This is a genomic window from Psychroflexus sp. S27 (assembly GCF_002810405.1).
In the GTDB taxonomy this organism is placed as follows: domain Bacteria; phylum Bacteroidota; class Bacteroidia; order Flavobacteriales; family Flavobacteriaceae; genus Psychroflexus; species Psychroflexus halocasei_A.
This window is the reverse complement of sequence record NZ_NEXQ01000003.1, coordinates 34,381-55,912: the sequence shown is the minus strand read 5'-3', so window position 1 is coordinate 55,912 and position 21,532 is coordinate 34,381. Positions and strand designations below refer to the sequence as shown.

The 21,532-nt window shown below is 33.0% G+C and carries 14 protein-coding genes; 10 read left to right on the top strand and 4 right to left on the bottom strand.

Annotated features, from left to right (window positions below):
• Positions 1-146: 146 nt before the first annotated feature.
• Together lon and porQ are read left to right on the top strand one after the other, a co-directional pair.
• Positions 147-2,597: an endopeptidase La gene (lon, locus tag CAP47_RS00280; protein WP_100774884.1), complete on the top strand. Its 2,451-nt coding sequence runs from the start codon at positions 147-149 to the stop codon at positions 2,595-2,597.
• Positions 2,598-2,737: 140 nt separating this feature from the next.
• Positions 2,738-3,751 carry a type IX secretion system protein PorQ gene (porQ, locus tag CAP47_RS00275; RefSeq protein ID WP_100774883.1) on the top strand — a complete coding sequence of 338 codons (1,014 nt, stop codon included), beginning with the start codon at positions 2,738-2,740 and terminating at the stop codon, positions 3,749-3,751.
• A gap of 11 nt (positions 3,752-3,762) precedes the next feature.
• Here porQ and CAP47_RS00270 read toward each other — a convergent pair whose 3' ends face one another.
• Both CAP47_RS00270 and hutI read right to left on the bottom strand, forming a co-directional pair.
• Entirely contained in the window at positions 3,763-4,743 is a 981-nt protein-coding gene (locus CAP47_RS00270; RefSeq protein WP_100774882.1) for a formimidoylglutamase, read from the bottom strand.
• A complete protein-coding gene (gene hutI, locus CAP47_RS00265; RefSeq protein WP_100774881.1) occupies positions 4,740-5,981 on the bottom strand; it encodes an imidazolonepropionase in 1,242 nt (413 codons plus the stop codon). The genes CAP47_RS00270 and hutI overlap by 4 nt, the downstream gene beginning before the upstream one ends.
• Before the next feature lie 232 nt (positions 5,982-6,213).
• Here hutI and CAP47_RS00260 point away from each other — a divergent pair, with 232 nt between their 5' ends.
• From CAP47_RS00260 to ribB, 8 genes are all read left to right on the top strand, one after another.
• Entirely contained in the window at positions 6,214-6,852 is a 639-nt protein-coding gene (locus CAP47_RS00260; RefSeq protein WP_093242141.1) for a peroxiredoxin, read from the top strand.
• Between the two features lie 57 nt (positions 6,853-6,909).
• The gene (locus CAP47_RS00255; RefSeq protein WP_093242137.1) at positions 6,910-7,224 is read left to right on the top strand and encodes a thioredoxin family protein; all 315 of its coding nucleotides are present in this window, start codon (positions 6,910-6,912) and stop codon (positions 7,222-7,224) included.
• Positions 7,205-7,453, top strand: coding sequence for a DUF6952 family protein (locus tag CAP47_RS00250; RefSeq protein ID WP_093242132.1), 249 nt, complete (start codon positions 7,205-7,207; stop codon positions 7,451-7,453). The genes CAP47_RS00255 and CAP47_RS00250 overlap by 20 nt, the downstream gene beginning before the upstream one ends.
• Before the next feature lie 133 nt (positions 7,454-7,586).
• Positions 7,587-7,955: a diacylglycerol kinase gene (locus tag CAP47_RS00245; RefSeq protein WP_100774880.1), complete on the top strand. Its 369-nt coding sequence runs from the start codon at positions 7,587-7,589 to the stop codon at positions 7,953-7,955.
• 67 nt (positions 7,956-8,022) lie between these two features.
• Positions 8,023-10,458, top strand: coding sequence for a DNA translocase FtsK (locus CAP47_RS00240; protein ID WP_100774879.1), 2,436 nt, complete (start codon positions 8,023-8,025; stop codon positions 10,456-10,458).
• Positions 10,459-10,462: 4 nt separating this feature from the next.
• On the top strand, positions 10,463-11,113 hold the full coding sequence (locus CAP47_RS00235; RefSeq protein ID WP_100774878.1) for a LolA family protein: 651 nt from the start codon (positions 10,463-10,465) through the stop codon (positions 11,111-11,113).
• A gap of 9 nt (positions 11,114-11,122) precedes the next feature.
• On the top strand, positions 11,123-12,676 hold the full coding sequence (locus CAP47_RS00230) for an LptF/LptG family permease (protein ID WP_100774877.1): 1,554 nt from the start codon (positions 11,123-11,125) through the stop codon (positions 12,674-12,676).
• A gap of 21 nt (positions 12,677-12,697) precedes the next feature.
• Positions 12,698-13,840, top strand: a complete 1,143-nt coding sequence (gene ribB / locus CAP47_RS00225) for a 3,4-dihydroxy-2-butanone-4-phosphate synthase (protein ID WP_100774876.1) — start codon at positions 12,698-12,700, stop codon at positions 13,838-13,840.
• Between the two features lie 67 nt (positions 13,841-13,907).
• On the opposite strand, the gene CAP47_RS00220 is transcribed toward ribB, so the two are convergent.
• Both CAP47_RS00220 and CAP47_RS00215 read right to left on the bottom strand, forming a co-directional pair.
• Positions 13,908-16,178 carry a BamA/TamA family outer membrane protein gene (locus CAP47_RS00220; protein WP_100774875.1) on the bottom strand — a complete coding sequence of 757 codons (2,271 nt, stop codon included), beginning with the start codon at positions 16,176-16,178 and terminating at the stop codon, positions 13,908-13,910.
• A 10-nt stretch (positions 16,179-16,188) separates the two neighbouring features.
• Positions 16,189-21,252, bottom strand: coding sequence for a translocation/assembly module TamB (locus CAP47_RS00215; protein WP_100774874.1), 5,064 nt, complete (start codon positions 21,250-21,252; stop codon positions 16,189-16,191).
• Positions 21,253-21,532 lie beyond the last annotated feature (280 nt).

Here is a 21,532-nt window from a genome sequence, read left to right as displayed (position 1 = left end):
TTTGCATCAACACAGATTTATTGTGTTTTGGCATACCAATTGCCTTATTAAGTCGATGAAATAGAAAACCTATTTTTTAAAGTAAAAAGATATAAATATGACAGAATGATCGGTTAGACAACTGACATTATGTCTAAATAAGAGCTATGGCTAAATCAGGAATATTTAATATTGACAGTTTGTCATCACAACATATTGATGAAGATGCAGAACTTATCCCCCTAATGACAACAGAGGATGAAGAGCTCATCAATAAAGAAGAATTACCAGGTAACTTACCCATTTTACCACTTAAAAACACAGTTTTATTTCCAGGCGTTGTGATTCCGATTACTGCGGGACGTGATAAATCAATTAAACTGATAAATGACGCTAATCAAGGCGATAAAGTCATTGGCGTTGTTGCTCAAAAAAATGATGAAGAGGAAGATCCAGGCATAAAAGACATTCATAAAGTAGGTGTCGTTGCTCGCATTTTAAGAGTTCTTAAAATGCCTGATGGTAACACAACAGTAATCATTCAAGGTAAAAAGCGCTTTGAAGTTGACGAGATGATCAGTGAAGATCCTTATTTGAGATGTTCTATCAATGAAGTTGAAGAGACAAGACCACCTCATATTGATGAGGAGTTTGAAGCGATTATCGATTCGATCAAAGATTTGTCATTGCGCATTATCAAAGAAAGTCCGAATATTCCTTCGGAAGCTTCTTTTGCAATTAAGAATATTGAAAGTTCATCTTTCCTTGTCAACTTCGTGTCTTCTAACATGAATTTGGAAGTCAAAGATAAACAGCAGTTGCTGGAAACAGGCGATTTAAAAGATCGAGCGCTTGCGACTTTAAAATTTATGAACTTAGAGTTTCAAAAACTTGAACTGAAAAACGATATTCAGTTAAAGGTTCAGAACGATATGAGCCAGCAGCAACGTGAATATTTCCTTCATCAACAAATGAAAACGATTCAAGAAGAGCTTGGTGGTGTTTCAAATGAAAGTGAGATAGAAGAAATGCGTGAGCGTGCAAAATCTAAAAAATGGAATGAAGAGATTGATAAGCATTTCAAAAAAGAACTTGCTAAACTTCAACGCATGAATCCGCAAGTTGCTGAGTTTTCAATTCAGCGTAATTATTTAGATTTATTTTTAGATTTACCTTGGGATGAATTTAGTCAAGATAAATTTGATTTAAAACGCGCACAGAAAGTTCTTGATAAAGATCATTACGGGCTTGAGGATGTGAAAAGAAGAATTATTGAATACCTCGCTGTTCTCAAATTAAGAAATGACATGAAGTCACCGATTTTATGTTTATACGGACCTCCAGGTGTCGGAAAAACTTCTCTAGGTCGTTCTGTAGCTGAATCATTAGGCAGAGAATACGTGAGAGTTTCTCTTGGTGGCTTACGCGATGAGGCAGAAATTAGAGGTCACCGTAAAACTTATATCGGCGCGATGCCAGGCCGAATTATTCAAAGTTTGAAAAAGGCTGGTACATCAAATCCTGTCTTTGTTTTAGATGAAATTGATAAGTTGGCAAGTAGTCATCAAGGCGATCCGTCTTCAGCATTGCTTGAGGTTTTAGATCCTGAACAAAACAGTGAGTTTCATGATAACTTTTTAGAGCTTGGTTACGATTTATCTAAAGTCATGTTTATTGCGACAGCAAACAGTTTGCAAACAATTCAACCAGCCTTACGTGATCGTATGGAGATTATCAATGTTAGCGGTTATACGATTGAGGAAAAGGTTGAGATTGCAAAAAGACATTTACTTCCAAAACAGATTAAAGAACACGGTTTGACGAAGAAAGATATCAAACTTGGTAAAACGCAATTAGAAGACATTATTGAAGGATACACACGTGAATCTGGTGTTCGAAGTCTAGAAAAACAATTGGCAAAAGTTGTTCGCTTCATCGCAAAATCAATAGCTCTTGAGGAGGAGTATGACGTCAAGGTTTCTTCTGATAAAATTGTAGAAATTCTCGGACCACCTAAAGTAGAACGCAGTATTTCAGAAAATAACGATGTAGCAGGTGTTGTCACAGGTCTTGCATGGACAAGAGTAGGAGGTGATATTCTCTTCATTGAGTCAATTCTGTCTAAAGGAAAAGGGAATTTATCAATTACAGGAAATCTTGGTAAAGTGATGAAGGAGTCCGCAACAATTGCAATGGAATACATCAAATCAAATGCAGAAAAATTTGAAGTGAATCCTGATATATTTTCTAATTATAACGTTCATATTCACGTTCCGGAAGGTGCGACTCCTAAAGATGGACCAAGCGCAGGGATTACAATGTTAACTTCCTTGGTTTCTTTATTTACGCAACGTAAAGTCAAGAAAAATATAGCGATGACGGGCGAAATTACTTTAAGAGGTAAAGTCTTGCCAGTTGGTGGAATTAAAGAAAAAATTCTAGCGGCTAAACGTTCTAAAATCAAAGAAATTATTCTGTGTGAAGATAATAAAAAGGATATTGAGGAAATCAAAGAAGACTACTTGAGGGGCTTGAAGTTTCATTATGTGAGAGAAATGTCAGAAGTTTTAGACATTGCCATAACGAAGCAAAAAGTTAAGGATGCAAAAGTTTTATAAACTAAACTATTGAAGTTCTCATATTTTAAAAACCGAGTCAAGTTTACAGACTCGGTTTTTTTTATACTTTTGTGCGGGTTTGTTTAAAAATAAAAAAGCAAATCAATCGTTTAAACAATAGCCTTTTCAAAATTGTCTCAATGAAATTCATTTTAGTTTTTTTTAGTTTTTTATACCTAAGTGCTGCTTTTGCACAAATAGGAGGAAAGACGACTTATGAGTTTCTCAATTTACCAGTATCGCCAAAAATTTCGGCCTTAGGAAGCAAAAATATAACACTTCTTAATGATGATCCTTCAAACGCGATTGTCAATCCATCTTTAATTAATTACAGAATGGATAATCATTTGAGTGTAAATTACATGAATTATCTCGCAGACATCAACTACGGGACGGCTTCTTTTGCGCATTTAATTGACAGACGTACACAAGTGGTTCATGCAAGTATGACTTACATTAACTATGGAAGTTTTGATGGTTATGATGAAAATGGAAATTCAACATCAAGTTTTTCAGGTAATGAAGCTTCATTACAGTTTGGTTATGCAACTCAAATTGGTCGAAGTGATTTCTACGCGGGCGCAAATTTCCGTTTAATCACTTCAAAGTTAGAACAATACACATCCTTTGCCGCTTCTGTAGATTTGGGAGTATCTTATATTTATGAAGATTGGGACTTAGTTGTTTCTGGTGTTTTAAGAAATATAGGCTATCAATTTAAAGCTTATGATGACATCCGAGAGGATTTACCTTTTGAAGTTATTTTAGGAATTTCTCAAAATCTTAAAAATGTTCCTATCCGTTGGCATGTGACTTACGATCAGGCTCAGGTTTGGAATATTGCTTTTGGAAATACAAATAGAGATGAAGTTGATTTAGAAGGAAACATCACTAGGGATGATCCTAGTTTTTTTAATAACATTCTAAGACACACTATTTTAGGTGTTGAAGTTTTCCCTGAAGGAGGTTTTAATATTCAACTCGGTTATAGTTTTAGAAGAGGTGAGGAATTGAGAATTGATGATCAACGTGCTTTTGCAGGTTTATCCGGAGGTGTTTCAATACGTTTCAATAAATGGAGATTTAGTTATGCTTACTCCCAGTTTAACCGTGCTGGCGCATCGAGCTTCTTTGGTTTAAATTTAAAGTTGTAAATATTGGTTCATTAATAAGCTCTGATAAAATCACTTACAAAATAGCTAATCGCTTTCCCAACTTGTATTGTTTCATGAGGTGCAGCTTCACAAATATGTAAATATTGACATTTACTTTTTCTAGCAATTTTAATAAAAGTTCTTACTTCTGGCATACTAAAACCTGAAGGTGATTGTGCACTCGAAGGGAAATCCTGTATCGCGTCACAATCTAGCTCAAGACCAAAGTTCTGTTGAACAAAATTTAAGGCTGATTTAAAACGAACTGTTTTGTCAAGCGTTGTTAAGTGTTCTAGATCTTCATAGAGTTCATATTTTAAAGATTTTGACTCATCGAACTCTTTGAATACTGCATCAGATGTATAGTTTTTATGTAATCCAAAAACAAAATATTTATCGAGATAGGCTTTTGATTTTGCATAAGAAAAACCATTTCCGCTATGTCTATTTTCGAGACGTCGAAAATCTGTATGCGCATCAATATTAATGACATTGATAGGTTTTTCAAGAGCCAGATGAGTTCCTTTAATCATCCCAAATGCGTTATTATGACCGCCACCAATAAGGATAGGGATTTTGTCAGCATCAATGATTAATTTGATAATTTTAGAAAGATCATCATCAATTTGCTCCACTAGTTTCCCCATTTGATCAGCATCTTCAGGCATCTTCATATTTTCGGCCTGCTGCATATAATCTTGCGTGATAATTTCACCGAGTAACAAAACATCATGTGCATTGTTATGCGCATTAACTTGGATATTTAAGAAAGAAGCTAAGAAAGACTCCCAAGCTTTATGAGCTGATGAATTTCCATGGTTAGCTCTAATTCCTATATTTTCAGGAACACCTAAAACGACAAACTTAGCGTGGTGTGAGGCTAAATCTTCAATTTGCTGAATAGGAGACAGTTCTTCACCAAATTTGGTTTCACCAACCCTTATTTTCGTGTATTTATCGTAATCTGCAGTTGTGTATAGTTTTAAGCTCATGATTCAAAATTTTTGCCGTTAATCCAGACTTCATCTATGCTATTTGTACCAAATGCATAAGGTAAAAATCCGAATGAAGGAATTCTATCAGTGATTATAAAGTTAGCTTTTTTTCCAGCAGTAATGCTACCAACTTCATCCTGGAGTTCCATAGCAAATGCAGCATTTAAAGTTGCAGCATTTATTGCTTCTTCAGGTGTTATTTTCATTTTTATACAAGCAAGTGAAATAACAAAATTCATATTACCACTTGGTGTGCTTCCCGGATTAAAATCACTTGCTAAAGCAAAAGGAATATCATTTTTGATGATTTCACGAGCTGGAGAATAAGGTATTCCTAAATAAAACGAACAAGAAGGAAGTGCAACAGCAATTGTTTCTGACTTTTTTAATGACTTGTAATCTTCAAACTCCATTTCTTCTAAATGATCAACGCTTAAAACATTCTTTTCGGCAGCCAATTGAATTCCACCAAAACTATTAAATTGATTGACGTGGATTTTTGATTTTAAACCATATTTCTTACCAGCTTCAATCATATTTTCAGTGTCTTCTAAATCGAAATAGCCTTTTTCACAAAAAACATCAATATAGTCTGCTAATTTTTCTTCGGCAACTGCAGGAAGTATGTCTTCAATAACCATTTTGACATAGGCTTTTTCTTTCCCTTTATAATCTGTAGGAATGGCGTGAGCACCCAAAAATGTTGATTTAATCGGGATGTCATAGTTTTCTTTTAATTTTTGAATTACACGTAACATCTTGAGTTCGGCTTCTTTTGTGAGACCGTAACCCGACTTGATTTCAACAGCGCCTGTCCCAAGTTTGATAACTTCCTTTAAACGTTCTTCTGATTGTGCATATAAATCTTCGAAACTTGTATCACCAAGTGTTTTAGCAGAGTTAACGATTCCGCCGCCACGATTTGCAATTTCTTCATAGGTCAACCCTTTAATGCGATCAACAAATTCTTGTTCGCGATTACCTGCATAAACAATATGTGTATGACTATCAACCCAAGTCGGAAGAATATAGCGTCCTTCAAGGTTCATGATTTTATCTGCTGAAGGAAGATTGTCATCATCCATGGCGCCATAATCTTTAATTCTATCATCTTCAATTAATAACCACGCATTATCAATTTGAGGTAAATCACGAAGTTCTTCACCAATAATAGGCTTCTCAGTTTCTTCACGTGTTTGTAATAAAGATTTAATATGTGTAAAAAGAGTTGTCATTTAAAACAAATAATTTGATGAACTACAATCTTAATAAAAATAGCGACGTCATCTCATTTAAATAGCTGATTTTTTAGAAGTTAAATTTTAAAATTAGTAAGACTAATCATTTAATAATCCATTATAAGCAAACCTTATAGTTGTATAATTAAAAGATAAGTTAAAGTGATTGTTGAGGTAGTATTTAAGCTTAAATTTGTATCAGAATATTAACACAAAAAAATAAATAATTATGTCAATTGTAGGTCAAAAATTTCCAGATTTAAAAGTAAACGCTATGAATGAAATGGGCGATACTTTTGAAATTAACATTTTAGAAAAAGCAAAAAAAGAAAATAAAAAAATCATCTTATTCTGGTACCCAAAAGACTTTACTTATGTATGTCCAACAGAATTACACGCTTTTCAAGAAGCGATGTCAGAATTTGATAAAAGAAACACGATTGTTATCGGTGCATCATGTGATACGCCAGAAGTTCACTTTGCGTGGTTAAACACTTCAAAAGATGACGGTGGTATTGAAGGTGTAACTTACCCAATTTTAGCTGACTCTAACAGAAACTTAAGTAGCAGATTAGGTATTTTGGACACAACTAATGAAAGATATGATGAAGAAACTGGACACATCACTGTTGATGGTGACAATGTAACTTATAGAGCAACTTACCTTATCGATGAGGAAGGAACTGTATTTCATGAAGGTGTAAACCACATGCCACTTGGTCGTAACGTTAGCGAATTTATCAGAATGATTGATGCTTATGCTCACGTACAAAAGCATGGTGAAGTTTGTCCTGCAAACTGGGAAGAAGGTAAAGAAGCAATGAAAGCAGACAGAGATGGCGTTGCATCTTATTTATCATCTAAATAAATCAAATAAATCTAGCCGAAAGGAAACTTTCGGCTAGATTCAAAAAAAAAAGAAGTTATGTTTAAAGAAATTAAAGAAGATAATTTAGCAGAAGAAGTTAAAAATAACGATACAGTTGTTGTTCAATATGCTGCTTCATGGTGTGGAAACTGCCGATTGATGAAGCCGAAATTTAAAAAGTTAGCTTCAGAAAATGAAGAAGTTCCTTTTATTATTGTTGACGCAGAAAAATTTCCAGAATCTAGAAAATTAGCAAATGTGAATAACTTACCAACATTTGCCACTTTCAAGAATGGTGAGTTTGTCAATCAAGTCCAAACAAATAAATTTGAATCATTAAAAGAATTAGTCGATGAAGTTACCAATCATTAAGCATTTGCAAAAAAATAACGAAGCTGAAAAACTAGAGAATACACTAGAAGTTTTAGAATCCTTTTGTGAACACCGCTCAGTTAAAGACAACGAAATGGATGTTGTTGGCGAATTGATTACAAACATTGCTGGCGCTGTTGAGATGGATAAAATGGTAAAAGATGGCATGTCTGAAAAGGATGCTGCAAATACTTTTGCTAAACGTGTTTTAGGGTCGATTGACCAATAGATTATTGAAAAAGAAAGATGAGTTAGGAGTAAAGGGCAAGCTTAAAGTTTGCCCTTTTTTTTTGTAAAAAATTGAAAATAATTTCTATCTAATCTTAAAGTGATACTTTTGTAAATAGAAATAAAATATATCGATGAAGAATTTTTTATTTGGGCGTTGGCGAGCGATCACTCCTGCATGGAAAGGTTTTTTACGTCTATTAAAAGAAGATAGTGTTAAGGTTCAGATATTTATCGGATTTATTGTGAGCATTATTGGTTTTATTGTAGGAATTACTAAAACTGAATTCTTAATTCAAACCTTGGCAATCGCTATGGTTTTGGGAGCAGAATCATTTAATACTGCAATTGAGGAAGTCGCTGATTTTATTCATCCTGAACTCCATCCCAAAATTGGTTTAATCAAAGATATAGCCGCTGGCGCTGTCTTTATGGTTTGTGTTTTTGCAATTTTAATCGGTTTGTACATCTACTTTCCTTATCTTTTTTTAATGTTATTTTAGTGAGTCACATTCTCTTTTAATAAAGGAATGATGTTATATTTGTATCTTTGCAAACTCAAAAAAATACATGGCAAAAAAGAAAAATAAAAAAACAAAAAAAAGTTTTAAAGCACCGCGTTTTTCGATTAATAGAAAACAAAAAATACTCTTAGGAGTTTTTTTATTTCTGTTTGCTGTTGGGCTTTTACTGGCTTTTGTTTCTTTTTTGTTTACGTGGGAGAGTGACCAAAGTTTAATTGGTTCAGCTGTCAGTTCTCAAGAAAAACCAGCTAATTGGTTAAGTAAATTCGGTGCAACTGTTTCTTATTTTTTGATTTATGACGGTTTTGGTGTTGCTGTTTTTAGTCTGCCATTCATGATCGCTTTAACTGGTTTAAAACTCTTTCTAGAAATCAAAAAAATAAGTTTAAAAAATATTTGGTTTTGGGGAATTTATGTGATGATAACCTTATCTCTATTTTTTGCTTTCTTCGGTAAAACTTATCCGATTTTGGGAGGTGTTGTTGGTTTTGAAATTAAAGAATACTTAAGTGTTTACATCGGCGATATTGGTCTCGGTTTGTTGATTGCTTTTATGATGATTGTTTATTTAGTTGCAAGATTACAGATCACTCCAGAAAAAATTTCAAACTTTTTCAAATCAAAAAAACAAGCTGTTGAAAATGATTTCAAAAAAGCAAAAGAAGCCAATCAAAAAAATAAAGATCAAGAAGTTCAACCTTCTTCAGACAAAATTGAAAAGAAAGAAAAGCTTAACGAAAAGCCAGATGTTGCTGCGGAAGTTAAGTTTGAAAATGACTTAACATCAAGTGAAGATCAAAAAAAGTCAGAAGAAGATTCTTCTAAAAAAGAACAAGCAAAACAACCACAAAAAATCGTTATTGATAGTCAAAATGAAGATGATGATTTAAGCTTAGAAGTTGAAACAGGACAAGAGGAAGATGATGATGAAATAGATTCAAAAAGTAAAAAGATCGTTGAAAATTTTGGAGAGTTTGATCCTAAGCTTGACTTATCTAAATACCAATTTCCTACGATAGATTTACTTAAAGATTATAGCAAAGGCGCTGGAATAACAATCGATCAAAAGGAATTAGAGGAAAATAAAAATAAAATTGTTGAGACGCTCAAAAATTATAAAATCGGAATTGCTCAAATTAAAGCGACAGTTGGACCAACAGTCACACTTTATGAAATAATCCCTGAAGCAGGAATCCGTATTTCTAAAATTAGAAATCTTGAAGATGATATTGCTTTATCCTTATCAGCTTTAGGAATTCGTATTATCGCACCAATTCCAGGTCGAGGCACAATTGGTATTGAAGTTCCAAACCAGAATCCTTCTATTGTTTCGATGCGATCTGTTGCTGCTTCTCAGAAGTTTCAAAAAGCTGAAATGCAATTGCCAATTGCTTTTGGTAAAAACATTTCAAATGAAACCTTTGTTGCTGATTTAGCTAAAATGCCTCACTTATTGATGGCTGGCGCAACAGGACAAGGTAAATCCGTTGGACTTAATGTGATCTTGACCTCTCTTTTATATCATAAACACCCAGCGGAAGTCAAATTTGTATTGGTCGATCCGAAAAAAGTTGAACTCACTCTTTTTAATAAAATCGAAAGACACTACTTGGCTAAATTGCCTGACACTGATGATGCGATTATCACAGATAATTCAAAAGTCATCGATACGTTAAATTCACTTTGTATTGAAATGGATGCAAGGTATGATTTGTTGAAAGATGCGATGGTGAGAAATATTGTCGAGTACAATGCGAAATTTAAAGCACGTAAACTCAACCCAGAGAACGGTCATCGTTTTTTACCTTATATTGTTCTTGTAGTTGATGAATTTGCTGATTTAATTATGACAGCAGGCAAGGATGTTGAAACACCTATTGCAAGACTAGCACAATTGGCAAGAGCTATTGGAATACACTTGATTATTGCAACTCAGCGCCCATCTGTCAACGTGATTACAGGGATGATAAAAGCTAACTTCCCAGCGAGAATTGCATTTAGGGTAACTTCTAAAATTGATTCGAGAACGATTTTAGATGCAGGTGGAGCAGATCAACTCATCGGTCGTGGTGATATGCTTTATACGCAAGGAAATGACTTGATTCGTTTGCAATGTGCATTTGTTGACACACCTGAAATTGATAAAATTACTGAGTTTATAGGTTCTCAAAAAGCTTATCCAGACGCTTATTTATTACCTGAATACTCAAGTGAAGACTCTGGTCCAGGCACTTTAGAAAACGAAATTGATGAGCGAGACAAGCTTTTTGATAAAGCAGCAGAAGTTATCGTGACTGCTCAGCAAGGTTCGGCATCTTTATTGCAAAGAAAATTAAAGCTTGGTTATAACCGAGCAGGTCGATTGATAGACCAACTCGAAGCAGCAGGTATTGTTGGACAATTTGAAGGTAGTAAAGCCAGACAAGTTCATATTCCTGATTTAATTGCTTTAAAAGAATTATTAGAAAACGAAAAAAAATAGCAACATGAAAAATACTAGATTATTTAGCCTTATCTTTTTTTTAATGACATTTTTAACTGTATCAGCACAGACTGAGCCTCAAGCAGAAAAAATGATTCAAGATGTTTTAAAGAAAGTGAAATCTTATGATAATATCCAAATTAAATTTCTCTATATATTAGAAAATGAAGCTGAAGATATCAAGCAAGAAACACGAGGCGGTTTAAAATTAAAAGGCGAAAAGTATTTATTAAACCTGATGGGAACAACCCAATTATTTGATGGTCAGAAAATTTATACTATTATTCCCGAAGATGAAGAAATCACAATTTCAAAATATGTTCCTGAAGATGATAATCAACTTACACCTTCGAAAATGTTAAGCTTCTTTGAAGAAGGTTATATGTATAAAATGGATAAAGTTGAAAATCTTGATGGTCGAAAAATCCAATACATCAAGTTGATCGCAAATGATGAAAATGCACAAATGCAAGAAGCTCTAATAGGAATTGACCAGATGACTAAGCATTTATTTAATCTTATTCAAGAGCAAGATAACGATACACGAATTGAAATCAGAATCGCTGAGTTTAAACCTAATCAACCATTGTCTGACAACATGTTTAGCTTTGACGCTTCAAGATATCCTGATTATTATATTAATGAATTAGACTAATTTTCGACCTTGAAAATTTTAGATCGTTATATACTCAAAACTTTTCTAAAAACCTTTTTAGCGGTTTTTACAATTCTGATGCTCATCTTTATTTTGCAAGCGATCTGGATGTTTATTTCAGAACTCGCAGGTAAGGATCTTGGGATTGTTGTTGTGCTCAAATTTCTACTATACTATTCACCAAACTTAGTTCCATTAGTTTTACCATTGACTATTTTAGTCAGTTCAATCATGACTTTTGGGGGATTCTCTGAGTATTATGAGTTTGCAGCGATGAAATCTTCTGGTATTTCTTTACAACGTGCAATGCGAAGCTTAATTGTTTTCATTGTTTTGTTGGGTATTTTGACTTTCTTTTTTAGCAATAATGTTATTCCTGCAGCGGAATATAAAGCAGGAAGCATGAAGCGAAACATCGCCAAAGTTCAACCAGCAATGGCGATAGTAGAAGGTGCTTTTAACGATGTTGGAAATATCAATATTAAAGTTGACAAAAAATCTGGTAAAAACGGTCAAGATTTAGACAATGTAACCATTCATAAAAAAGATCCTAAGCGTTCAGGGAATTACACTGTTATCAAATCTGATTATGGAAAATTGGCCTCTGAGAAAGATTCAAATATTCTTTCATTAGAGTTGTATGATGGTAATTATTACGATGAAATTCATCCGAAAAGTTTTAAAGAGAGAAGAAGACTTCCTTATGTGAAAAGCGAATTTCAGAAATATGTGATTAATATAGATTTATCAGAAATCAATAAAGTTGATATTGATAATGACGAAGATCACCCTTTTAAAATGTTTAATATCGCTGAATTGAAAACTCAGCTGGATTCGTTTTCAAGAGATTATGCAAAAAACATAAACCGTTATCAGAAAAGTATCAGTTTGAGATCAGGTTATACGAGATTGGTTGGTAACGAAAAGGAATTAAACGATAGTTTAGAAAAAAACAATCAATTACCTTCAGATAAATTCAATTTAGACCCTGCAAAATCTCAAAAAGATAAACGAGATGAGTACACTAAAATATTGGATGAAAGCTCTAAATCAAATTTAGACTCTATTATTGGTTTATATAAACCTAAAAGCCAGAAACACCTTTTGAGTATTGCGATAAATACTGTCAATAGTATTACGCCTCAGATTAATGCAAAAAAGAATTTACATAAAAAAAGACGTACTTATCTTAATAAAATTGAGATGAAATTACATGATAAATATGCCTTAGGTTTTGCTTGTATTGTACTCTTCTTTGTTGGAGCGCCACTTGGAGCTATTATTAGAAAAGGAGGTTTAGGCTTGCCGATGATTGCAGCAATTATTCTGTTTTTAATTTATCACTTTATCGGTTTATTTGCTGGAAATAGTGCTGAGTCAGGTAAATTATCTCCGTTTTTAGGATCATGGATTTCAACAATTATCATGTTGCCTTTAGGTATTTACTTAACTTATCGAGCAACGACTGATCAAGGATTTATAAACCTTGACGTGATTACGGTACCATTTCAGAAATTGTTAATTAAACTCAAATTGAAAAAGCCAAAGGATGACAATTCATAACTTTGGTCTTAAAATATTCCTATGAAAAAGAAATCAACTCACAATATTAAATTAGATAGCATTCAGGATGCGATTGAAGACGTTAAAAAAGGAAAAATTATCATTGTGGTTGATGATGAAGATCGTGAAAACGAAGGTGATTTTTTAGCAGCTGCAGAATTAGTGACTCCTGAAATGATCAACTTTATGGCGAAATATGGTCGAGGTTTAATTTGTACACCTTTATCTGAAAGTCGTTGTAAAGATCTGCATTTACATACAATGGTTGGGAATAATACTGATCCTATGGAAACCGCTTTTACCGTTTCTGTAGATCTAAGAGGTTATGGTGTTACAACTGGTATTTCAGCTGGAGATCGCTCTAGAACGATTGAAGCTTTATGTGATCAAGAGACTAAACCACACGACCTTAATCGACCAGGACATATTTTTCCATTAATTGCAAAAGACGGTGGTGTTTTAAGACGTACAGGTCATACAGAAGCTGCAATTGATTTTGCGCGTTTAGCTGGTTTACAGCCTGCAGGCGTTATTTGTGAAATTATGAATGAAGACGGAACAATGTCGCGTCTACCAGAACTTGTTGAAGTTGCAAAAAAGCATGACATCAAACTGGTCAGTATTGAAGATTTAGTGGCTTACCGCATGTTGCATGATTCTTTAATCGAGAAAAAAGAAGACTTTGAAATACGAACTAAATTTGGAGAATTTAGATTACGCGCTTATCAACAAACGACCAACGACAGTGTGCATATTGCATTGACAAAAGGCACTTGGGACGCTGATGATAATGTATTAGTTCGTGTTAATTCTACTTTAGTTAACAATGATATATTAGGAACCTTAACAAACGATGCTGATAAAAAACTGGATGATATGTTTAAGAAATTAAACTCAAATGATTCTGGTGCGATTGTTTTTATCAATCAAAATCCAAAAGGATTAAATTTATTGAATAGATTAGAAGTTCTAAAAGAAAGCCAAAATCAAGATATTACTAAGGCACCGAGTGTTGTCATGGATAATAAAGATTTTGGTATTGGTGCACAAATTCTTCATGATTTAGGTATTCATAAAATTAAATTGATGTCTAATTCAAAACAAAAAAAGCGTGTTGGTATGATTGGTTACGGACTTGAAATAACTGAATACGTAAACTACTAAAAAGTAAATTTTATAAAATTATATAAAGCTAAATATCTTATGATGTTTAGCTTTTTTTATCTCTCAATTAAAAAGGGTAACCAATTGCAAAGTTAAAGACTGGTGAATCGTACTCGAAATTCCAGTCTGTATTTGGTGTTTTCAAAGGAGAAGCCAAATCAAACCTAATCACAAAACCTTGAATATCAATACGGAGTCCGATTCCAGCACCGATTCCTAATTCATTGATGAAATCTGTAGAAAACTTTCCGCCAGGTAATGCTTCATTTTCTTTCGTTAACCAAACATTTCCTGCATCGGCAAAAACAGCACCTTTAATGTATTGCATAATCGGAAACCTGTATTCTAAATTTGCTTCTAAACGGATGTCACCAGCTTGATCGAAATAACCACTTTCACCATCAGCAGGCGTGTAAGTTCCTGGACCTAAACCTCTAATTCTAAAAGCACGAACACTGTATGGTCCACCTGAAAAATACTGTTTTACAAATGGTAAAGAATTTGAGTTTCCGTAAGGTAAACCGATTCCTCCAAACACTCTAGCGACTAAAACTTGTCCTTTTGAATCTAATTTATAGTGATAGCGTGTATCAATATCAAGTTTTGCGTATTGTGCGTATTTTAAACCTAAAAAAGTTTTACTTCCTTCATCATTTTCTTTTCCAAATAAATCTAAAGTATTTCCTGCAATATCGAAGTTGACATTAGTGTAAAAACCACCTTTTTTAGATTGATCTGATAACTCATTATAAGTAAAAGAGTAGGTTAGGCCAGCGATGAATTTTTGTTCAAAACTTTGACGTAAAAAAGGATTTTCTTCCAGAATATTTTCAAACTCATCACTGGTTTTTCCTAAACTGACATAATTAATATTTAAGGGATTCAGCCTGTGCGTCACAAATCTATTCGCTGTCCAGATGTAACCAAATGTTGCTGTCAATGAGTTAAGTCTATAGAGCCTTGTTCGATTTAAGTAATCATAACCTAATTCTATTTTTGTCTTAGGTATAGAATATTCAAATCGATGATCAATATTTATTGGAAATAATAATCTTGGAAAAGTCAATGAAGTTTTCGCACCTAACTGAAGACTACTCGACCCTTCAGAACCACCGCTTGAGAATTGTTTTTCATAACCAAAATTTGTGCTTAAGCGGAATAATTCTCCGCCTTTAAAAATATTCCTGTTTGAATAAGTAATTCCGATACCTGGACCAGTAAAATTATTCGATTTAGTAACACCTTGTAATTCTAATCTTAAAGCACGTTTGTTTAATGGTGACAAAAAGAGCTCTGCATCCAAATGTCGCTTTCCATTTTTAGTGACAGTGTCATTTTCTTTATAATTGATATTCACAAACTTATAAGTCCCGATGTTTGAAAGTCTTCTGCTTGTATATTTTGAAAATTTAGGACTATAATTGTTTCCAGGTTTTATCAATATATATGGTGATAGTCGTTTTGGTTTAAAGAAAACATCATTTTGAACGAATTTAAATTCTTTAAATTCAGTTGTGTCTTTATATTCTTCTTTGCTTTCAACTGAATAATTAGGATATATGGTAACATCTCTGATTTCATAAGGAACTAAAGATTTTTCAGGTACTTTATTTTTTAATTTTAAAAATAAATTAAAGCGCTTATCGTCATAAGCATTTGTATCAGCTTCAAAAATTAAGAAGTCGCCGTTAAAATTATAATATCCTCTTTCTTTAAGGAAGTTATCAATTCTAGTTCGTTCAGCCTTCATCGCATCTAAATTAAATCTGGCATCTTTTTTAAAGAATGTTTGATCCATAGATTTTTTAATTTCTGAGTATAGAGCCAGTGAGTCTAAGGTGTCGCGCTCAATTTCATATTTCTCCATGCGATATGGAGAAGCTAAATTGATTGTATAATTGACTTTAGTTGTTTTGGAAGTACTATCACTTTCAACTTTTGAAGCAACTTGACTATTAAAAAAACCATTATTATCAAGTCTGTTGAGGATTATTTCTTTAGTAGAGCTGACATTAACATCTGAAAAATAAACAGGTTCTTCACCTATTTTCTTACCTAAAAATTTATTAATAAAGCCAGGCTTTTCTCTTTGACTTTTATAGTAAAAATAAAGGTTTGGCCGCATTCCTAATATTTTGGAATTTGGTTTTGGCTTTAACAAACCATCAAGCATTGTTTTTAAACCATCTCTGTTTTTAATTTCCAAAGTGTCTTCAAGCTTTATCGTTGATCCACTGTAAAGTGTTTTCCCTTCAGGAATAAACTTTTTAGCACTACAAGCTGATAGCAAGTAAATGATACTGATAAAAAATAGATATTTAAGGTTATTACTTTTCATTGATCATAAATTATTCTGACGAATCTTCATTTTGAGTTGCTTTATCATTTGTCTTTTTTTCTTCTGAATCTTCCTTTTCCTGATTCTCCTTATCTTCTTTACTCTTGTCTTTTTTCAGGAAAGAACTTTCATCCCATAATTCTTTAAACTTATTAAACTCTCTGGTGAAAATTAAAGCAATACCGCTAACAAATACTTGTCCGTCAATCACATTTTCATATTCGCTTTTCCTGAAACCTTTAAGTCTCCAGCGTCCATTTTTAGTTAGTAAATATTGAATACTAAAATTCCCAATAACCGGATTTTCCTCACCAGGTCTATTATCACCTTGTACATTTACTTCGCTTCCAGCTTCAACAATAACTCTGTCATTAAAGAGTTTCTTTTTAGCGCTAATAGCCAAATCTGTTCTGTCTTGCGCATTTTCACCTTGATAGTCTGTATAGGAGTTGACACCAAAATTTAAGTCAATACCTGTGTTTTTTGTTATTTTATCAGAAAACATATTTAATTGATCTGAGAGCGCATCATTAAGGTTATCACGTGCAACAGTTGCAATACCGCCTTCGCTACCATCACTTCCTGAATCTGGATAGAATTTATTGAGAACTAAAAGAGAGAAAACCTGTTTATTCAATTGATCTTCTTGTTGGTTAAGTTGTCTAATTCTGCTGTAAACAGATCCACCAATCGCACCTTGTTCATCTTCTGGCATACCTAAATTAAAATTTAATTTTGGTCGAGATAATTCGCCATCAACATCTAAGTAAACCAAGAAAGGTAATCTTTGTCTGTAACGGTTTTTAGCTTCTGTACTTGCGCCAGTTGTTTGAGAAGCCATCAATGATGAAGCTGATGTTTTGACTTCATAAATCGCGCGAACATCTAAATCTGCATCCATCGGATCACCTTGCCAACTTACGCTACTTGAAGGATCTAGCTTAAATTCTCGCTTCACCAGATTGTAAAGATTCATTTGATAATGTCCGCCACTCACATCATATTTTCCCGTTAAAGTGGTTCTTCCATTTCTAGCAATTCTAAATATCAAATCGCCTTCACCAAGAATTTTTAAATTGTCATCGGTGCGTTTATCAACGATGACATTAAATGTTGCTTTAGGTTCAATTTTTAATTTTGTGGCTAAATCAATACCGGTAATTGTCGCAGTGGTTTCTTCATTATCCTTTCGAGTTAAAATGTCATCAGGATTCTCTTTGTTTACAAAAACAACAACACCATCATGCTTTTCAATGCTTAATTCAGTTTCAGGAATAACATAAGTGACATCAGTTTCTTCCCTGATTTTTAAATTGACCTCTGCTTTAGGGAATTGTAAATTCCCAGTAATATCAGCACCAATATCAAAGACAACTTTTCCGTAATAAAGGTCATTATCTTCTTCATCGGAATCTAATGCGGTGAAATGATCTGCCTTAAGATTCAAATCAAACTCCGGGTTAGTTGCATCATCTAAAAGAATGTCACCATTGATAGTAAAACTGTTATTATCAGCATCATTAATCGAAAATTTGTTGAAATAAATGCCGTTATTATCTAAATTAATTCGCTCATTAGCAAGCGTAAATTTAGCATCTAATCGGCTTGCATTGAAACTCGCTTGATTAAAAGCAAGATATCCATTAAATTGAGGGTCTTGGCTCGTACCCTTAAGTTTTATTTCTCCTTCTAAATATCCTTCAGCATTTTTAATTTCATCAGGTGCAAATTTTTCAATTTTTTGCATTGCAATTTTATTGATTTTTAAGTCTAAATCAAAAGAAGACGCTTCTGCTGCTGCTTTGTAATTCCCATCAAAATCAATGTCAACATCATTTCCTTTAATACCAGCATCAACGAGATAAGTATTGTCACCTTGTGACTCTGCATGAAGAGATAGCTGACCGAGCTCACTTTGCAAGGCTGTAAAATCATTAATTTTAAGATCTGCTGTAAATCCGAATTTATTAAAAGGATCTATAAAAACAATCTCTCCCTCAACTTTTCCGTCCATAAGAAGCTCATCTGGATTAAGGTAGGCGAGAAGCGATGATAAATTGAAGTTGCTAAATTCTAATCCCCAATTATTTGTTTGCTGATTAGTTTGATTCGTGATTCGGATTTCTTCACCTTGATGAGACATTGTGAAGTTGCTAAATTCCAATTTTTTCTCACCAAAATTGACTGCGTTGTTCGGATCAATAGTCCATTTTTCTTTATTTAAAATTAATTCATCCGGAAGGATTTTAAACGTGCGTTTGCGATCTTCACCACCTAAAACTGAGTGAAGTGCATAAAGTTTTTCATCAACCTTAAAGCTTTCAAAATTTAGATAGAATTTTTTCTCTTTAAAATTAGCATTTATTTTAGTTCTAGGTATTTGAGCAGGACCTGCTTTTATTTCTGTAAAACCAGCTGTGAAGTCGGCTTTCTTTCCGTCTGATTTGATATCAAGATATAAGCTATCAACGAGATTTTCTCCATATTTTAAATGTGGCAAAGAAACTTTAGCTGTTAAATCGTGCTTTGCTTGATCAAAATTGATTCGAGCAATTAAAGTATCCATTCGTTCAAGACCTTCAAGAAAAACCTTAGAAATAATAGGTGTTTCATGAAATTTCAAATCTAATTTTAACTGAACAGGATTTTTCAAACTATCCTTTTGAATATAAGTCGAATCCTTGCTAAAATAATGACTGACATGCTGACTTATAGCTTTTGAAATTTGATCAGGTTTTGCATTTGAATTAAGCGAACTATTTATAAAAGGACTACTGATTTTTGCAATAGTACTTTTTTCTTTTACATCGGCGTCAATCTGAACACGACCTAGATTATAGGCTTTATCATTATAAACAATTGTGCCATTTGTGATATCTGTATCTAATCTAAATTTGTTTGCGCTTCCTTTAAAATTAGCTTTGACATCTACTTTAGAACGAATTTTTTTCTCAGTTAAACCAAGAGCATGCAAGTCGGCTCCTTTGAGGTTTAAATCAGCTTTAATTTCTGGATTGAGGGAATCTAAAATAATTTCTGAATGAAATTTTAAATTTAGATTTTTATCTTTAAAATCTAATTTCACATCACCAACACCATTCTCAATATCGCCTTTAAGTTCAAGATTAGAAAAATCATAATCAGCGTAGGTGAGTTTTGTAAAGTCAGAATCTAATTTCGCATTTAGAGAATTTAAGTTGTCACCTTTTCCTTCTGTTTTTAAAGTAAAAGTGACTTTATCTAAATCTGGATTTTGTAAAAGTTCACCAAGATTTAGTTCAATAATTTCTATCTGTGAATCAAATGCAATTTGATTTTTTCGATCTAATACCCCTTGAACATTAATCTGACCGCTTGTAGAATTAATGTTGATGTTGGTTTTGAACTTTTCTAATCCGCCAGTGAAATTTCCTTTTAAACTAAGGTTTTGCGGTATTTGAACTCCAAGAGAATCTGGATTTAAAAATGTGATGATATCACTGCGATTTGTAGATGCCGAAATTTGATTAAGATCTAAATAAAGTTTATCGATATCTGTTGGTTGACTCACAATTCCTTTGAGATTGATGTTCGTTTCAGATCCCCAATTGAGGTTTAAATTCTTAACATTAGCTTTATCAAGTGACCCATTAATGCGAAGGTTCCCACTAATATTTTGTTGAGCTAATTTCTGAAATTGTACATTTTTTTTAAGCTCGGGAGAAAACAAGTAAGCTTCTGTTGCATTTAATTGAAATAAATTGAGATCAGCAACAAAATGAACTTTCTCTGGTTGATTGATGAGCTTAATAAATTCAGTGTAAGTCAACTCTATGTTTCCATCTAAAGAACTTTTTTGGGTTTTAACTTTCAACCCTGAAACATTAATTTTTTCATTGTTCAGTGCAAGTGCAAAATTGAATTCATTTAGCTTAAAACCACTGGCTTCATCAAATTTAAGTTGATTTAAGTTCAATTTAGCTTCAGTATCTTTAGATAATTGAATGTTTTCTGCTATCAGTGAAAAGTCTGAAAGTTTGATTGCATCAGGATTAAACTTTCCTTTTTGTGGCTTAAAACCTTTTTGATGATAATAAATACGATTCTCTTTAAAATCAATTGAGGCCACATCAACTTTCCATTCTGGCCACTCAAAATTTTCTTGCTTTTTATTGGCTGGTGTTTCTTCAGGAGAAGATTCTATTTTCGATGAATCAATTTCTGCGTTAATTACTGAATTTTGTAAAGCAATTTTATTCACAGCAACTTCTTGTAAATTGAGATTTGCTGAAGCTTTATCTATCTCAAAGAGATCAATATCAACTAATGCATTTAAGCCTTGTGAAGGCGCATTATACTTGGCAGTAACTTGATTTAATGAGAATTGGTCAACTCTTATGAATGGTAAAGCGCCTGTCGAACTTGTATCAGCATCTGAGATTGCTTTAAGTTGTTCATAATTTATGGTTGTTTGGCTGAGTTTAACTTTAGCCAAATGAAATTTCATTTTTTCTAAATCGATTTCTTTTCCTTCTAATTTTAAATCACCTAAATCTAACTCAGCATTCATGCCATTCACATCATCAACATAATTGATTTTAAATTTTTGAAGTTCAATTTCGCCAACTGCAATTTGAGGTGGAGCAGTTTCTTCTTCTGTTTGCGTTGCTGTCGTGTCAGAAGCAAAAGCATCGATTAAAAATTGATAATTAAACCCTGAGATGGAATCTTTACGATAAATATTTGCTTTTAAACCTTTCCAACTCACATCATCAATACTGATAGGGTTTCCAGAAATAATTGGTATTAAAGGAATTTCGGCTTCTAAACTTTCGGAGTAAATTAAAGTGTCACCTTTGGTATCTTCTAAATACAAACCATCAAGCTGAATATTTCCTGAGAAAGTGATAAACAAACGCTCAATTTCAACAGCAGTTTTAGTTTTATCACTGATAAAATTAGTTGCTTTGTTGACGATAATATTTTGTCCCCAAGGACTTCTGATGAATAAAATTAATAAAATGAGAAATATGATAAAGCCCAGAAATATTCTCCCTAAAATTCTTAATATTTTTTTGCCTTTACTTTTCTTCACTATATGTTTATCAGGTTTGCTCAAAAATAAGGTAGTATTCTGTTAATGCTGGATTTATATTATTTAAATTAAGTTAAAATTAATGAGATAGAAGTTCAAGAATGAAAAATAAACCAATTGCAAAATATCAAATTTTACCATTTTGTTGAACGCATCACATTTCTTACATATCTCAACCTTTGTTATTTATTACAGCTATGTTTTTGTTTAAGAAGTGTATATAGTGAATTTAGCGAGATTGTTTTTTTTAAAACCTTGAAGTAAAATTAAATTTCTCATA

What these genes read in the sequence shown, in the direction of transcription:
- CAP47_RS00245 (WP_100774880.1), top strand. Translation starts at nt 7,587, where the DNA reads ATGAAGAATTTTTTATTTGGGCGTTGGCGAGCGATCACTCCTGCATGG.
- CAP47_RS00220 (WP_100774875.1), bottom strand. Translation starts at nt 16,178, where the DNA reads ATGAAAAGTAATAACCTTAAATATCTATTTTTTATCAGTATCATTTAC.
- CAP47_RS00235 (WP_100774878.1), top strand. Translation starts at nt 10,463, where the DNA reads ATGAAAAATACTAGATTATTTAGCCTTATCTTTTTTTTAATGACATTT.
- CAP47_RS00260 (WP_093242141.1), top strand. Translation starts at nt 6,214, where the DNA reads ATGTCAATTGTAGGTCAAAAATTTCCAGATTTAAAAGTAAACGCTATG.
- hutI (WP_100774881.1), bottom strand. Translation starts at nt 5,981, where the DNA reads ATGACAACTCTTTTTACACATATTAAATCTTTATTACAAACACGTGAA.
- CAP47_RS00255 (WP_093242137.1), top strand. Translation starts at nt 6,910, where the DNA reads ATGTTTAAAGAAATTAAAGAAGATAATTTAGCAGAAGAAGTTAAAAAT.
- CAP47_RS00270 (WP_100774882.1), bottom strand. Translation starts at nt 4,743, where the DNA reads ATGAGCTTAAAACTATACACAACTGCAGATTACGATAAATACACGAAA.
- lon (WP_100774884.1), top strand. Translation starts at nt 147, where the DNA reads ATGGCTAAATCAGGAATATTTAATATTGACAGTTTGTCATCACAACAT.
- porQ (WP_100774883.1), top strand. Translation starts at nt 2,738, where the DNA reads ATGAAATTCATTTTAGTTTTTTTTAGTTTTTTATACCTAAGTGCTGCT.
- CAP47_RS00240 (WP_100774879.1), top strand. Translation starts at nt 8,023, where the DNA reads ATGGCAAAAAAGAAAAATAAAAAAACAAAAAAAAGTTTTAAAGCACCG.
- CAP47_RS00250 (WP_093242132.1), top strand. Translation starts at nt 7,205, where the DNA reads ATGAAGTTACCAATCATTAAGCATTTGCAAAAAAATAACGAAGCTGAA.
- ribB (WP_100774876.1), top strand. Translation starts at nt 12,698, where the DNA reads ATGAAAAAGAAATCAACTCACAATATTAAATTAGATAGCATTCAGGAT.